The sequence below is a fragment of the Streptomyces acidicola genome (assembly GCF_009377235.1).
Taxonomy (GTDB): domain Bacteria; phylum Actinomycetota; class Actinomycetes; order Streptomycetales; family Streptomycetaceae; genus Streptomyces; species Streptomyces acidicola.
Window position 1 is genome coordinate 12596 of record NZ_VMNX01000005.1, and the last position, 14649, is coordinate 27244.

At 68.7% G+C, this 14649-nt stretch carries 12 protein-coding genes and 1 tRNA gene; 4 read left to right on the plus strand and 9 right to left on the minus strand.

Features of this window, described 5'->3' with window-relative positions:
- Window positions 1-4: 4 nt before the first annotated feature.
- From FPZ41_RS03335 to FPZ41_RS03360, 6 genes are all read right to left on the minus strand, one after another.
- Window positions 5-2677: an ATP/GTP-binding protein gene (locus FPZ41_RS03335; RefSeq protein ID WP_322619776.1), complete on the minus strand. Its 2673-nt coding sequence runs from the start codon at window positions 2675-2677 to the stop codon at window positions 5-7.
- 164 nt (window positions 2678-2841) lie between these two features.
- Window positions 2842-3660, minus strand: coding sequence for a hypothetical protein (locus FPZ41_RS03340; protein ID WP_228022406.1), 819 nt, complete (start codon window positions 3658-3660; stop codon window positions 2842-2844).
- An 86-nt stretch (window positions 3661-3746) separates the two neighbouring features.
- Entirely contained in the window at window positions 3747-4436 is a 690-nt protein-coding gene (locus FPZ41_RS03345) for a DUF488 family protein, N3 subclade (RefSeq protein ID WP_152858946.1), read from the minus strand.
- Window positions 4437-4679: 243 nt separating this feature from the next.
- A tRNA-Pro gene (locus FPZ41_RS03350) sits at window positions 4680-4753 on the minus strand.
- 90 nt (window positions 4754-4843) lie between these two features.
- The gene (locus tag FPZ41_RS03355) at window positions 4844-5671 is read right to left on the minus strand and encodes a Pr6Pr family membrane protein (RefSeq protein WP_152858948.1); all 828 of its coding nucleotides are present in this window, start codon (window positions 5669-5671) and stop codon (window positions 4844-4846) included.
- Between the two features lie 188 nt (window positions 5672-5859).
- Window positions 5860-6786 (minus strand): metallophosphoesterase, encoded by a 927-nt coding sequence (locus FPZ41_RS03360; RefSeq protein ID WP_152858950.1) that lies wholly within the window; start codon window positions 6784-6786, stop codon window positions 5860-5862.
- 196 nt (window positions 6787-6982) lie between these two features.
- On the opposite strand from FPZ41_RS03360, the gene FPZ41_RS03365 reads away from it, so the two are divergent.
- Entirely contained in the window at window positions 6983-7450 is a 468-nt protein-coding gene (locus tag FPZ41_RS03365; RefSeq protein WP_152858952.1) for a GatB/YqeY domain-containing protein, read from the plus strand.
- A gap of 263 nt (window positions 7451-7713) precedes the next feature.
- On the opposite strand, the gene FPZ41_RS03370 is transcribed toward FPZ41_RS03365, so the two are convergent.
- Window positions 7714-9990 (minus strand): transglycosylase domain-containing protein, encoded by a 2277-nt coding sequence (locus FPZ41_RS03370; protein WP_152858954.1) that lies wholly within the window; start codon window positions 9988-9990, stop codon window positions 7714-7716.
- Window positions 9991-10624: 634 nt separating this feature from the next.
- Between FPZ41_RS03370 and wblA the strand changes: the two genes are divergently transcribed.
- Window positions 10625-10963: a transcriptional regulator WblA gene (gene wblA, locus FPZ41_RS03380; protein WP_059133594.1), complete on the plus strand. Its 339-nt coding sequence runs from the start codon at window positions 10625-10627 to the stop codon at window positions 10961-10963.
- A 203-nt stretch (window positions 10964-11166) separates the two neighbouring features.
- Here the strand turns inward: wblA and FPZ41_RS03385 are convergent, their stop codons facing one another.
- Window positions 11167-12816, minus strand: coding sequence for an ArsA family ATPase (locus FPZ41_RS03385; RefSeq protein WP_228022408.1), 1650 nt, complete (start codon window positions 12814-12816; stop codon window positions 11167-11169).
- Window positions 12813-13790, minus strand: coding sequence for an ArsA family ATPase (locus FPZ41_RS03390; RefSeq protein ID WP_322619777.1), 978 nt, complete (start codon window positions 13788-13790; stop codon window positions 12813-12815). The genes FPZ41_RS03385 and FPZ41_RS03390 overlap by 4 nt, the downstream gene beginning before the upstream one ends.
- Before the next feature lie 117 nt (window positions 13791-13907).
- Between FPZ41_RS03390 and FPZ41_RS03395 the strand changes: the two genes are divergently transcribed.
- Entirely contained in the window at window positions 13908-14066 is a 159-nt protein-coding gene (locus tag FPZ41_RS03395; RefSeq protein WP_003991873.1) for a DUF4177 domain-containing protein, read from the plus strand.
- Window positions 14063-14530 (plus strand): RidA family protein, encoded by a 468-nt coding sequence (locus FPZ41_RS03400; RefSeq protein ID WP_322619778.1) that lies wholly within the window; start codon window positions 14063-14065, stop codon window positions 14528-14530. Before FPZ41_RS03395 ends, FPZ41_RS03400 begins: the two co-directional genes overlap by 4 nt.
- Window positions 14531-14649 lie beyond the last annotated feature (119 nt).

Below are 14649 nucleotides of genomic sequence, written 5' to 3' on the forward strand. Positions count from 1 at the left end.
AAGCCTAACGAGGCGTGGCGAGTTGACTGCGACGTGCCGTGACCAGGTGGCGCCATCGTGCGCGGGTCCGTTGTTCTCCGTCGATCCACCGTGCTCGCGCGGTGTGCTCGGGAAGCGGAAGTCCGGCCATGAAGTGGGCGATGTCGACGTAGTAGGCGTAGTCGCCGCTCTGCGTGAGTTCGCGCAGGCGGGTGATCGCGGTGGCGAGGCCGTCCTGGGCGTCGAGGACGGCGTGGTGGAAGCACAGGGCCAGTTGCAGCTTCGCCGCGGCGTAGGCAATGCCGGAGACACCGATTTCGGCGAGCAGTACGGCCGCCCGGCCGGGCAGGTCGGCGGCGAACCCGGCGTCGCGTACGAGCACGGCGATGCGAGCGGTCATCTCGCTGGAGCGCAGGCTGAGGTGGGACAACAGCCGTTCCGCTAGATCGAGTTCGTCATCGGCCCGAACCTGATCGGAGAAAGAGACGGCGAAGGCGAGATGCGCCTGCACCATGGCGGTCTCGCCGACCACACCGTGCTCCTCGGCTTCGCTCCGGCCTGCCAGGTAGGCGGCTACCGCTCGCTCCGTGTCACCCTGCACCCACCACACGTCTCCCAACACCCGATGGTGCCTCCCCTCCCAGCCCAGTCTCCCCGCGGCTTCGACCGCGGTCGGGAAGTCTCCGGACAGGCGGCTCAGGTGTGCCAGGCCGCGCCGAGCCGCGGAAGCGAGCCGACCCCCGGCTGAGGCGACGCGCTGCATCCCGCGACGCGAATCGTCGGTCAGACCGAGGTCTCGCTGGGCCTTCGCCAGGTAGTACGTGGCCAGTTCGACCAGGTCATCGGGGAGCAGCTCCGAGGCGAGGACAGCCGAGAGCCGACTGGACGTGCGTTCCCGGTGCTCGTGCTGGCGCCGGGCGATGGCGCTCAGCGTTTCGACCAGGGCATCTGCCGAGGTCTGCAGACCACCTGATGACGTGGCATCGGCGGCGGGAAGCGCCAGCGGTTCCCAGATGGAGTCCCCCACGTACTGGAATGCGGCGTCGGCGAGCCAGCCGAGATCGAGACGGAAGTCCCGTGCGAGGAGCAGTCCTTGCTGAAGACAGCCGACCAGGACGGCGCGATCGTGTCGTAGGTCCTGGCGCCACTGTGATTCCAGGGCGTGGAAGGCTCGTTGGGCTGCGCGCCGCCAGTCCTGTTCCGACCAGCGGTCGTCACTGCTGTCGTCTGCGTTGCGAATGGCGGAGCGGATCAGGTCGTGGACGTGGAAGGGCCACACACCGGAGGAGGACTCCCGGATAAAGGGGCGCTCGGTCAGCCGTAGGGCGGGCGCGTCGTGGTCCATTCCGGCGGCTTGGGTGGCCAGGGGTACGGAGAACGCGCTGAGCAGGCTGACCGAGCGGAGCACGTGGCGCTCATCGGCGGTCAGGTCGCTGAGGGTACGGGCGATCAAGGCGGGAAAGTCGTGGTCGAAGTCGGTGACCTGCGGCTGTCTGCCGCCGCGCCGGAGTTCCAGATAGCGCATGACCGACAGATCCAGGTAGAGAGGCAACCCGTGCGAGCGCTCGGTGATGATCCGGCGGACCGGTTCGTCGATCAGCGGCTGCCCGTCGCGGCTCAGCCTGCGGACCAGGTAGTCCTCACAGTCTTCGGGAGAGAAGTCGCCGATCAGGACCTGACGGCCCGATACAGCTCGCCCCACATGTGCCGTGTCGGCTGCGAGACCGGGCCACGCGTGCGGCCCGGTCCAGTCGACCTGCCCCTCCAGGCTCGTCTCTCCCCACTGGAGGCGGTTGCGTCCGGTGACGACGAAGAACGCGTTGGGCATCAACCACACGGTGCGTTGGAGCAGACGCTCGAAGTCGCGGTGCGTGCGGTCGCCGGTGTCCTCGAAGGTGTCCAGCAGGATCACGGGCAGTGCGCTCTTGCCGACGGGGATTTGGGCCAGGTCCCAGGCGAGGAGGTGCGGGTAGAAGCTCAGGGCTTCCAGGTCGGGCTCGGCCTCCAGGAGGTCGGCCAGGCGTGAGCAGCCGGCGAGGGCGCGTACAGACTGGCGCCGTTCGCGTAACGCCTTGATGAGCGCTCCGGCCCCGTGCCCGAGCGCACTGCCGACTGTGCCGGGCAGGAGCAGAGCCTGGGCGACATCGCTGAGGGCGGACTGCATCTGCTGCGGCAGGGCGGCAGCGGCGCTGAAGCGGCTCAGCAGCCCGCCCCGGCGCAGGTAGTCCTCGATCGGTTCGCCCGGGTGGTTGTGCTCCCAGTAGCGGCGCAGGGCGAGGTCGAAGGCGGGCAGTGGCCGGCCGAGCGCGGCGACGGCAAGACGGATGGTGAGGATGACGCGCTCGAAATCCATACCCGCGGCGCGCGCGAGATCGATACGAACTGGCAGGGTCCGCTCTTCGGGGTGGGATGGCGATTCCCATTGCGCCGGGCGGTGCTCGCTGCGGGCCAGCGATGCCTCGATCTTTCGGGAGAGCGTGGACTTGCCGATCCCGCCCACACCGTGGAACACGAGGATGTTGTGGCGGGGAGCTTCCAGGTCCTCCACGTCGAAGTCCGCACGGGGCACGTGCCGTATGTGCTCGGCGAGGCCGGCCGTTAAGGCCTGCCACTGTGCCTGCCGGTTCGTGAACGCCTCGCTGGCGGCGATGCTCCGGTCGTTGGAGCTGAACAACGTGCGAAGATCCCGCCCTGCCACAGCTCCCCCTGACGATCAACTGAACGCGAGCGACGCTCCGTTGACGACAGCATGGCATGCCCGCATCCAGACAGGTCCGCAGGCCGCATCCGGCACGCGGCAGTTCAGTCGACGGCCTCGGTCAGGGGACGGTGACATGGGTTCCCCATCCTGCGTACTCACCCTCACAGGTCGAACAGGCTCTCCTGGAAGTTCTCGACGACATCCCGTCGCGGGTAGAACAGGCCCAGCAGCAGGAACGTCTTGGGGCGGGCCGCGACGTTCCCGACGAAGCAGTGCACGGCCTTCTCCGCAGTGACCATCCGGTCGAACCAGCGCTCGCGAAGCTTCTCCTCCACGCCGTCCTTCCCGTAGTGGCGAACGAACTTGCGGTACGACTCACCCGCTTCCCAGTCCCTCAGCCCCATGTCGTGACCACCGCACTCCTGGTCCGCGCATCGGAAGCCGTACCGGAACTCAAGCGGCACCCACTCCAGTTGGCGAAGGTCCTGCGCGAGTAGATCCAACTGGTCTGCCAGGGCCGCCTTCGAAGCTGGCCAGGGCTCGGCAGGAGCGAAGCGGAAGCCGGTGAACTCCGCTGGGCGGAAGACACCAAGCGACGTCCCCCGAAGCTCCTGGTCCCGCTTTATGGAGCACAGGGACGGCGCCACGAGGGGCTGAACATGCGAGAAGCGTTCGCGCCAGCCGTCCGCTGTCCCGAGGCGCTCGATGACCTTGAGACTCTGCAGGTTGGGGCGCAAGCTTTCGGGACGGCGGTCCCCATGGTGTCGCTGCACATCGACCTCGACGATCGAGTACTTGGCGAACTGGCTTTCTTCGTTCAGCAGCCGGAACGGAACCGGGAAGAGCCGCACATGCTGGGGCGCCCCTTGGTCGAGCCGTATGCCGGCCACGCAGCTCGTCTCGTGGTACTTCGCGGACAGTTCCGGATAGGTCTTGACCGTGATCATGATCCGTGCGCGCTGCCAAATCCCCGATCCCATGGTTGCCCCCTCCACTGATCTCCCGATCCGATTGGAGGAGAGGCATGCGCCACCGGCAAGGGCGCGTAGAGGAGCGAGGGGCGAAGTCAGGCCAAGGGAATTACGGGCACGGCGGCCCGCTTGCGGACCGTCTCCAGGACGACCTGTCGGTGGCAGCGGCTTTCGTCTTTCTCGAAGCACAGCACCGCGACCCGGGACTGCCGGGCATGCTCTGCGAGGCGTTCAAGATCGGTTTGCGCTTCCTCGGACCGCAGCACTCCACGGAACCGAGCCCGGCCCACGTCGAGGCGGCCCTCCCAGAACGGCGCCCGGTTGTCCTTGGGATTGCCCAGGCCACGCAGGTGGGTGTATTCGATGCCGGCCTCGGCGAGTGCCTGCCCGAGCCGAGTCTTGCTGAAGCCCTTCTTGCGGCTGATCGGGGTGAGCCGTACGTCCGCTACGACGCTGATGCGACTGTCGAGGAGCGAGGCGACGAACGAATCGATGTCGCGGCCTTCGTATCCGGCGGACCAGAGACCGGGAGTGACGGGCGGAACCTGGGCCGTCCGGAACAGATCATCTAGGGCGACTCCGAGGACATTAGCGACCGCGCCAACGGTGAAGAAAGCTGGCTGGATCGCCCCCCCGTTTTCCAAACGGCTCAGCGTCCCGACGGCGATGCCTGCCTCTTTGGCCAGCCGTTCCCGCGTCCACCCGCGGTCCTCCCGTAACGCACGAACTCGCTGAGCGAGTGCGTGAGCGTTCTCGTGGGGAGGCGCTGAGCGAGGACCTGCCATGTGCGGTGTTCCTAACGACCGTTGACGTGGCCCGCACGGGTGTACCTGGTCAGCTACGAGCCCTGGATTCGCGAACGCGCAGGTCCGAGGGCGCACGAGCACGGCTCTTCCTGCGGCACTGGAGACTGCCCCTGGGAGAAGCCGACCAAGATCTTCTCCCAGATTTCTCCCAAGCGATCTCCAGGAACCACTCAGGGGCCTGATCCATCAACTGGATCAGGCCCCTGACCTGGTACTTCACTGTCGGGGTGGCGGGATTTGAACCCACGACCTCTTCGTCCCGAACGAAGCGCGCTGCCAAGCTGCGCTACACCCCGATTGTCGCTGCGTGTCGCGGCGACGTCGTTTACTTTAGCCCACTGGTGGCTGGAGACGAAATCCGGTTTTGCGGGAGGTGGGCGGCGGGCTCACCAGTCCAGGCGGCCTCGGCGGGGGCGGACCGGGTTGGGGCGGAGGTGGTCTAGGGCGACCAGGAGGAGCCCCAGGGCGTAGCAGGCGAGGCCGATGAGGAGGGCGTTGGCGAGGACGCTCTTGTAGCCCTGGTGGTTCACGTCCAGGAAGGGGTAGAGGTACGACGCCGATGAGCCGTCGGGCAGCAGAAAGCCGCGGGCCAGCGTGAATGCCAGGTACGCCAGGGGGTAGAGCAGCCACGTTGCCGCGAGGGCAGGGCGCAGAGGGGCTGGGCGGGTGAAGAGCAGCCAGTCCGCGACCACCGCGAGGGGGAGCAGTGTGTGGAGGAGCGGGTTGGCCGGTGCGGGCCAGCCCGTGAGTGTGGCGACCTCGGCCGTTCCTGACCCGGGTCCCGCGCCTGGGGCCGGGACCGCGCCCGGGACCGGGGTCGGTCCCATCGTGAGGAAGGCGGTCGAGCCCCCCGTGAGGATCACGTGAGAGATCAGGGCCGCGATCGAGATGTACAGCAGCGTGCCGCCCGTCACCCGGGGTGGCAGGGGGCGGCGGGCCGTCCAGGCCCGTGACGCCGAGGAGGCGAAGACCACTGCCACCAGCACGCCGGTCTGGATCATGAAGTAGCTCAGGACGTGGAGCGGGCTGCCCAGGAGCAGCTCGACGCCCACGCCCGCTGCCGCCGTCAGCGCCACCATCAGACGGAAGGCGGCTGCCACCGGGCGCCGGTTCGGTGCCACCACCGCACTCGCGGGGACGACGGACTGCAGCGGCGCCGGCATGCCCGGTATCGCGGGCAGGTCGGGTATGTCCCTGGGTATCGGAGTGGTCATGCGTTCACGCTAAGTCGCGTCGGCAAAACCGGCTAAATGGGGCACTCTGTTTGGGTGAGGTGCTGGGGACGTGCGTGCCGGGGGGCATGCCAGGGGTGCGCGGAGGGCCGCGCCAAGGGGCGCCAGGGGGCGTCTCGGAGGAAGCCTTCGTGACGTGCAGCAGTCGTCAGCGGGTCACCGCGCTGGTTTCACTCCCGTCCCACCAGCGTCAGCAGTGATGCCTCGGGCGGGCAGGCGAACCGTACCGGCGTGTAGCGGTTCGTGCCGCAGCCCGCCGATACGTGGAGGTATGCCGTCCGCTCGTCCGCCGTGTGCGTGGACAGGCCCTTCACCCGGTCCGTGTCCAGGTCGCAGTTGGTCACGAGTGCGCCGTAGAAGGGGATGCAGAGCTGGCCGCCGTGGGTGTGGCCGGCGAGGACCAGGGGGTAACCGTCCGCGGTGAAGGCGTCCAGCGAGCGCAGATACGGGGCGTGCACCACGCCCATCGAGAAGTCGGCCGATTCGGAGGGGCCGCCCGCCACGCGCGCGTACCGGTCCCGCTTGATGTGCGGGTCGTCCAGGCCGGTCAGTTCCACCTCCGTGCCCTCGATCTTCAGCGTGCCGCGCGTGTTCGTGAGGTTCAGCCAGCCCGCCGTGTCGAAGCCGTCCCGCAACTCCTCCCAGGGGTTGTGGATGACGCCCACCGCCGGTGCGTTGCCGTTCAGACCGTGGCGGCCCTGGGTCTTCTCCAGCAGGTAGCGGGCGGGGTTGCGCAGCTTCGGGCCGTAGTAGTCGTTCGAACCGAAGACGTACGCCCCCGGGAACTCCATCAGCGGGCCCAGCGCGTCCAGTACCTCGGGGACGCCCTCCGGGTCGGAGAGGTTGTCCCCGGTGTTGATGACGAAGTCGGGGCGCAGCCCGGCCAGCGAGCGCAGCCAGCGCTGCTTCTTGCGCTGTCCGCTCACCATGTGGATGTCGGAGATCTGGAGTATGCGCAGCGGCCGCATGCCGGACGGCAGCACCGGCACCGTCACCCGGCGCAGCCGGAAGGAGCGGGCCTCGAATCCCGCCGCATAGACCAGACCGGCGGCGCCCACCGCCGCGATGCCCAGAGGTACTCCGTATCGCGCTCGCATACACCCATCGTGTCAGACCCGCACGACACCTCGCGCAGCCTGTGGATAACCATGGCCCGTCGCGGTCGGCATCCCCAAGTCCCCCTGTGGACAAGGCGGAAGAGCTGAGGCAGGCCGGGTCGCACGCGGCCGCGCCCAGCCACGCCCCATGAAATCAACGGGCGGCCGACCCCGCGCACCTGCGACAATCGATCTCATGACCACGCTCAAGTCGAAGCTGCAGGAACACCTCAACGCCGCGATCAAGGAGCGCGACGAGCTCCGCTCCTCGACGCTCCGGCTGACGCTCGCCGCGATCACCAAGGAGGAGGTCGCGGGCAAGGAGAAGCGCGAGCTCTCCGACGACGAGGTCCTGAAGGTGATCACCAAGGAGGCGAAGAAGCGGCGCGAGGCCGCGGATGCCTTCGCGCACGGTGGCCGGGTCGAGCAGGCCGAGCGGGAGAAGGCGGAGGGCGAGGTCCTCGCCGCCTATCTGCCCAAGCAGCTCTCGGACGAGGAGCTCCGGCAGATCGTCGCCCAGGCCGTCGAGGAGGCGAGGGCGGCCGGTGCCGAGGGGCCGCGCGCGATGGGCCAGGTCATGAAGATCGTCAACCCGAAGGTGGCGGGCCAGGCCGAGGGCGGTCGCGTCGCCGCGGTGGTCAAGCAGCTTCTCGCGGGCGGCTGAGCGGCGCTTCCAGGCGGCTGAGCAGCGCTTCCGGGCGATACGACCACGGCTCTCGGCGCGCTGCGATACGGCTACTGCATCTGCTACGTCTGCTACCTCTGTCACGGCCCGGCCGTGTGCGCGGCGGCGCCTGTGGAGGCTCCGAATACGGCGGTGGGGTGCCCCCTTTACCCAAGGGGGCACCCCACCGCCGTATCCAGCCGGCTGGTTACCGACCGGCTGACCGATCGGCTGACCGATCGGCTGACCGATTGGCCGACCGGTCAGCCGCCGAACCCGCCGCCGTTCCCCCTGCCGCCGTTCCCCTGGCCCTGGATGAAGCCCTCCGGGATGGAGAAGGACGGGGTGGGGAAATCGCCGCCGGTGCCGCCGTCGACCAGGCCGCCGTTGTTGCCGTTCCCCTTGTTGTCGTTGCCGTCCCCGCCGTCGCGGCCCTTGCCCCGGCCACGGTCGCGATCGCGGTCCCGCTCGTCGGGGATGTTGATCAGGTTGAAGTCGGGTGCGTCCTTGCCCACCAGCGCGCCGCTCATCATGTCGCGCCAGATCGGGCCGGGGACCCCACCGCCGTACACCTTGGCGTGGTAGTTGCCGCCGATGCTGATGTCGACCATGCGCCGCTTGTGCGCCGGGTCGCCGACCCAGACGGCCCCCGCCATGTTCGGCGTGTAGCCCACGAACCAGGCGGCGTAGCGGCCGTCCGTCGTACCGGTCTTGCCCGCGCTGGGGCGGCTGCCGAGACCCGCCTGCGTACCCGTACCGTCCTCGACCACGCCCTTGAGCAGGGTGTTCATCGTGTCGGCGGTGGTCTCCGACATCGCGCGTGAACAGGTCGACTTCGGGACATCGAGGGACTTCGTCGTCCCGCCGACGCTCTGCTTGATCGACTCGATGGCGACCGGCGTGCAGTACATGCCGCGTGAGGCGAAGGTCGCGTACGCGTTCGCCATCGTCAGCGGCGACATCTCCTGGGTGCCGAGGGCGATCGACGGGTTCTGGCCCATCTCGCCGCCGTCCGCGCGGTTCACGCCCATCTCCCCGGCCATCTTGGTGACCGGGCAGATACCGATGTCGGCGATCAACTGCACGTAGTAGGTGTTGACCGACTTCGCGGTCGCCTCCTTCATGCGGTACGGGCCGACCTCCGACTTGTTCTCGTTGGCGAGTTTGGCGCCCTCGGTGTTCGTCCAGTTCTTGCCGTCGCAGGCCGCGATCGGGCTCGGGTAGGGCATCTCGTACGGCGACGAGTACTGCTTCGTCGGGGCCATGCCGTCCTCGATGGCGGCCGCGGCGACGATCGGCTTGAACGTCGAACCGGGCTGGTACCCGGCGCCGCCGCCCATGTCCTTGTCGACCGAGAGGTTGATCGTCGTCTCGTTCTGCTTGGTGTCGATGCCGTACGGGCGGGACTGGCCCATCGCCAGGATCTTGCCGGTGCCGGGCTCGACGACGCTGGCGGCGGTCGCCACGTCGTCGCTCTGGTTGACGTGAGTCTTGATCGAGTCCTGGACCGACTGCTGGGCCTGCGGGTCCATCGTCGTCCGGATCGTCAGGCCGCCCTGGTTCCAGATCTTGGCCCGGGCCTCCTTGGACTTGCCGAAGACCGGGTCGTTCAGGAACACCTCGCGCACGTAGTCGCAGAAGAAGCCGGCGCCCTTGACCGCCGTGATGCAGCCGTTCTTCGGCTTGCTGACGTCGAGCCCGAGGGGAGCCCTCTTGGCCCTGTCCGCCTGTGCCCGGGAGATGTCGCCGACCTCGGCCATGCGCTGCAGCACGATGTTGCGGCGCTTCTTGGCCTCCGCCTCGTCGTTGATCGGGTCGTAACGCGTCGGCGACTGGACGATGCCGGCGAGGAGCGCGGCCTCGTCGAGCTCCAGGTCCTTCGCGGGCTTGGAGAAGTAGCGCTGGGCGGCTGCCTCGATGCCGTACGCCTGTTGCCCGAAGAACGTGATGTTGAGGTAGTTCTCCAGGATCTTCTTCTTGCCGAGCTCTTCCTCCAGCTGGATCGCGTACTTCAGCTCGCGGATCTTGCGGCCGAGGGTCTGCTGGGTGGCCTGGGCGACCTTTGTCGGGTCGTCGCCGGCCTCCTCCACCGCGACGTTCTTCACGAGCTGCTGCGTCAGCGTGGACGCGCCCTGCTCGACGCCGCCGCTCTGCGCGTTCTTGTTGAGGGCGCGCAGGATGCCCTTGAGGTCGACCGCGCCGTGCAAGTAGAAGCGCGAGTCCTCGATCGCGACGATCGCCTTCTGCATGGCGGGCGCGATGTCCTTGAGTTCGACGACCGTGCGGTCACGGGAGTAGACCGTGGCGATCTGGCCGCCCTCGTTGTCGAGGATCGTCGTGCGCTGGCTCAGGGGCGGGCGCTTCAGGTTGGCCGGGAGCTCGTCGAACCCCTCGACCGAGCCCTTAGCGGCCAGCCCGAGGGCGCCGACCGCGGGCAGTGCGATGCCCGCCATGACGGCTCCCGCGAGCACACTGACACCGAGGAACTTGGCGGCCTGCTGCGTTGGTGACAGACCTCCGCCCGAGCGCTTGTTTGGCATGGGGGCAGCCTAATCCGTAGTGATGAGCGTTCCGAGGGAGCGGGTGCCCCTCGGGATGTTCGAGTACAGGATCGTGACATCTCGGGGCAGCCGGGCATGCAACGACCCCGCGTGGAGCGCGTGCGCGGCCCTGGTGTTGATGCTGATGGTGACTACGGTCACGCGGGCGCAGGGCGCGGATGGCCCCGGGCGGATGGTGCGGGGTGGACGCCTGATGCCAGGGCAACGGATGTGTCTACGTTCTCATTCGCCGGACACGCGCATATGCCTTGGCCTAAGCTGCTCTCGACTGTCACGGCAGTAGGCCCACGTATCAAGTACGTCTGGCGAACCCGAATCGTTCCGACGTTCTCCCCACTTTTTTTCGGGGGTGTGTCCGAATTCGCCGTGTGTGTCACCTGGTGTCCATTGTGACGTGGCTCAACTGTCCCGTTCTGACGGGAAAGTCACGTATGACCCCAGGTCACTCCTGCGGGTGATCTGCCGCTTACCCATAGTCCGTTCGGGCCATTCAAGATTGGGCCCGAAGGGGGTGTTGCGCTGTGCCCACCTTCCGTAACGTCCTCAACTGGCGGCGGTGAATATGCCGCTGCCGCCGTGGGGGAGCCTCGATTCGGGAGAGGACGGCGCCGGTATGGGCTGGGTAACCGACTGGAGTGCGCAGGCTGCCTGCCGCACTACCGATCCGGATGAACTGTTCGTTCAGGGAGCAGCGCAGAACAGGGCCAAGGCGGTGTGCACCGGATGTCCGGTACGCACGGAGTGCCTGGCCGACGCGCTGGACAACCGCGTGGAGTTCGGCGTGTGGGGAGGCATGACGGAGCGCGAGCGCCGCGCACTGCTGCGCAGGCGTCCGACTGTCACGTCATGGCGCAGGCTGCTGGAGACCGCACGTACGGAGTACGAGCGCGGCGCGGGCCTGCTGCCGCTCGACGAGGAAGAGGTGTACGAGAACTACGCCGCGGTGGGCTGAGCAGATCGAGGGCGGCTCCCGCGTATTGACTGCGTGTTGACTGCCAGGGCACCGAGGGCGCCCTTGTGGCGTCGGCGAGTCGGGCAGGTGCACCGACTTCCGGGTGCCCCAGGCTTCCGGGTGCTGGTGCCCGCGGTCTCCGGAGGCCTCCGTGCCGGGCGTGTACCCGGCAGGCCTCCGTGCCGCTTGTGGCTACCGGACGCTCAGGCGTCGGTGGTGGGCAGCTCCGGCCGTATGGCCGCGAGCCGGTCACCAATGTCTCGCAGTCCTGCGAGGTCATGGACGTCGCCGGGCAGTGCGCCCACTTCGGCCACGGCCACCTCGGGGTGGAGCGCGGTGAAGCGATCGCGAGTGCGCTGCTCGCGGGAGAGCAGCTGCATGCGCTCGGCGTGCAATCTCAGAAGGCCTGCGGTGAGTTGGTCGACGGTCCGGTCCGTCCGGTCCGCGGTGGCCCGGTCTGCGGCGGGGGAGCCTGCTTCGGGTGCGGGAACCTCGGACTCGTGACCCTCGGATGCGGGAGATGCTGAACTGCCGTACGCGTCGGGAGAGTTACGAAGTCCTACTTTCCCGTCCACCTGATCGACAATGCGGGAATCGGCAAGATTTTCCGCGGCGACGGGGTCGGCAGGGTCTGCCTCGGCCGGATCGGCCGTGGTCAGGTCGGCTGTGGCCGGCTCGTCCGCGGAGGGATCGGCCACGGAGGGCTCCGCCGCAGAGGGATCGGCTACGGAGTGATCGGCCGCAGGGGCCCCGGCCGCGGAGGGATCAGCCGCAGCGGAATCGGTCTCGGGGGAATCGGTCTCGGGGAAATCGGCCGCAGGGGGATCCGCGTGATCGTCCGCGAGGTCGAGGTTCTCCGCAGCGGCGAGTGCGCGCTCGGCGGACAGCTGGGCTGCGCCGCTGCCGTGGACCCGGTTGAGCACCAGACCGGCGAGCGGCATGTCCTCGGCGGCCAGCCGCTCCACGAAGTACGCGGCCTCGCGCAGTGCGTCCCGCTCCGGGGCCGCCACCACCAGGAACGCCGTGCCGGGCGCCTGCAGCAGCTTGTACGTGGCGTCCGCGCGCGTGCGGAACCCGCCGAACATCGAGTCCATGGCGGCCACGAAGGTCTGCACGTCCTTCAGGAGCTGGCCGCCGAGGAGCTTCCCCAGGGCGCCCGTCATCATCGACATCCCGACGTTCAGGAACTTCATCCCCGCACGCCCGCCCACCTTCGCGGGCGCCAGCAGCACCCGGATCAGCTTCCCGTCCAGAAAGGACCCCAGCCGCTTCGGGGCGTCCAGGAAGTCCAGCGCGGAGCGCGACGGCGGTGTGTCGACGACGATCAGGTCCCACTCGTCCCGGGCGCGCAGCTGCCCCAGCTTCTCCATCGCCATGTACTCCTGCGTGCCCGCGAAGCCCGCCGAGAGCGACTGGTAGAAGGGGTTGCTCAGGATGGCGGACGCCCGCTCGGGGTCCGCGTGCGCCTCGACGATCTCGTCGAAGGTGCGCTTCATGTCGAGCATCATGGCGTGCAGTTCGCCGCCGGCGGAGTCGTCGATGCCCTTCACCCGGCGCGGCACGTTGTCCAGCGAGTCGATACCCATGGACTGCGCCAGCCTGCGCGCCGGGTCGATGGTGAGCACCACCACCTTGCGGCCGCGTTCGGCGGCACGCAGCCCCAGGGCCGCCGCCGTCGTCGTCTTGCCGACGCCCCCGGAGCCGCAGCACACCACGATGCGGGTCTTCGGGTCGTCGATCAGCGGATCGACCGCCAGGGCGCGGGTGGAGGCGATTGCTCGATGCGGATCGTGCGGGTGGGCCGAGTCGCGCGTGGAGGCCAAGCTGTGCGTGGGGGCCGGGTCCTGACTCATGAGATCCCTTGCTGACGCAGTTCCGTGGCCAGTTCGTACAGGCCCGCCAGGTCCATGCCCTCGGCGAGCAGCGGGAGTTCGTGCAGCGGCAGGCCCAGCTCCCGCAGTACGGCCCGCTGCTCGTGCTCCAGGGTGTGGCGCTCGGCGTACTCGGCGGCCTGCTCCAGCAGCGGATCCACGAGCCGCTCGGCGTGGCCACCGCGCCGCGCTCCGCCGAGGCCGGCCGCCGAGAGTGACCTGGCGATGGACGGACGGGACGCGGCCTGCAGGAACTCCAGGTCGTCGCCGTCGAGTACGGCCGGACGCACCATGTTCACGATGATCCGGCCCAACGGCAGCCGGGCCGAGCGCAGGTCCGCGATGCCGTCCGCGGTCTCCTGGACGGGCATCTCCTCCAGGAGCGACACCAGGTGCACGGCGGTCTCGCGGGACTTCAGGACCCGCATCACCGCCTGGGCCTGATTGTGTATCGGGCCGATCTTCGCCAGGCCCGCCACCTCGTCGTTCACGTTCAGGAAGCGGGTGATGCGGCCCGTGGGCGGCGCGTCCATCACCACGTAGTCGTACAGGAACCGGCCGCTCTTGTCCTTGCGGCGCACCGCCTCGCACGCCTTGCCGGTCAGGAGTACGTCCCTGAGGCCCGGCGCGATGGTGGTGGCGAAGTCGATGGCGCCGAGCTTCTTCAGGGCCCGGCCGGCACCGCCCAGCTTGTAGAACATCTGGAGGTAGTCCAGAAGAGCCAGTTCGGGATCGATCGCGAGCGCGTACACCTCGCCACCGCCCGGAGCCACGGCGATCTTCCGCTCCTCGTACGGCAGTGCCTCCGTCTCGAAGACCTGCGCGATGCCCTGCCTGCCCTCCACCTCGACGAGAAGAGTGCGCTTGCCCTCGGTCGCGAGGGCGAGCGCGAGTGCTGCGGCGACCGTGGTCTTTCCGGTACCGCCCTTGCCGCTGACGACCTGGAGCCTGCTCACGCCTTCGAGCCTAACCAGTCCGTGCACGGCCTACGCGGGAGGCTGTGGATAACGCGGCTGGGGTCGGCCGCATGACTGCCGCGTGACCCCCGCCGCGCAGCGGCTAGAGTCGGCCACATGACCAAGTGGGAATACGCAACCGTGCCGCTGCTCGTCCATGCCACGAAGCAGATTCTGGACACCTGGGGCGAGGACGGCTGGGAGCTCGTCCAGGTCGTGCCCGGGCCGAACAACCCCGAGCAGCTGGTGGCCTACCTGAAGCGGGAGAAGCAGTGAGCGCCGTCGAGGCCAAGCTCGCCGAGCTCGGACTGACCCTGCCCGAGGTCGTCCCGCCGCTCGCCGCGTACCAGCCCGCCGTGCGGTCGGGCGTGTACGTGTACACCGCCGGGCAGCTGCCCATGGTGGACGGCAAGCTGCCGGTCACCGGCAAGGTCGGCGCGGAGGTCACTCCGCAGGAGGCCAAGGACCTGGCCCGCACCTGCGCGCTCAACGCGCTCGCCGCGGTCAAGTCGGTCGCCGGTGACCTCGACCGCGTCGCGCGCGTGGTGAAGGTCGTGGGCTTCGTCGCCTCGGCCCCCGACTTCACGGGCCAGCCCGCCGTCCTCAACGGTGCCAGCGAACTGCTCGGCGAGGTCCTCGGCGACAAGGGCGTCCACGCCCGCAGCGCCGTCGGCGTGGCGGTGCTCCCGCTGGACGCGCCGGTGGAGGTCGAGATCCAGGTGGAGCTGACGGAGAGCTGAGCGACGGCTCCGGGGGCAGCGGTGCCGAGTGCGGTACGGCGTCGCCGTTCCTGTCGCCGCTGTTCCTGTCGCCGCCGTCCCTGTCGGGAAACCCGTGACCAGGAGCACTGGTTCGTAGA

Coding starts and splice junctions, on each gene's coding strand:
- FPZ41_RS03340 (WP_228022406.1), bottom strand. CDS start 3,660: ATGGGATCGGGGATTTGGCAGCGCGCACGGATCATGATCACGGTCAAG.
- wblA (WP_059133594.1), top strand. CDS start 10,625: ATGGGCTGGGTAACCGACTGGAGTGCGCAGGCTGCCTGCCGCACTACC.
- FPZ41_RS03360 (WP_152858950.1), bottom strand. CDS start 6,786: ATGCGAGCGCGATACGGAGTACCTCTGGGCATCGCGGCGGTGGGCGCC.
- FPZ41_RS03395 (WP_003991873.1), top strand. CDS start 13,908: ATGACCAAGTGGGAATACGCAACCGTGCCGCTGCTCGTCCATGCCACG.
- FPZ41_RS03345 (WP_152858946.1), bottom strand. CDS start 4,436: ATGGCAGGTCCTCGCTCAGCGCCTCCCCACGAGAACGCTCACGCACTC.
- FPZ41_RS03365 (WP_152858952.1), top strand. CDS start 6,983: ATGACCACGCTCAAGTCGAAGCTGCAGGAACACCTCAACGCCGCGATC.
- FPZ41_RS03385 (WP_228022408.1), bottom strand. CDS start 12,816: ATGAGTCAGGACCCGGCCCCCACGCACAGCTTGGCCTCCACGCGCGAC.
- FPZ41_RS03370 (WP_152858954.1), bottom strand. CDS start 9,990: ATGCCAAACAAGCGCTCGGGCGGAGGTCTGTCACCAACGCAGCAGGCC.
- FPZ41_RS03355 (WP_152858948.1), bottom strand. CDS start 5,671: ATGACCACTCCGATACCCAGGGACATACCCGACCTGCCCGCGATACCG.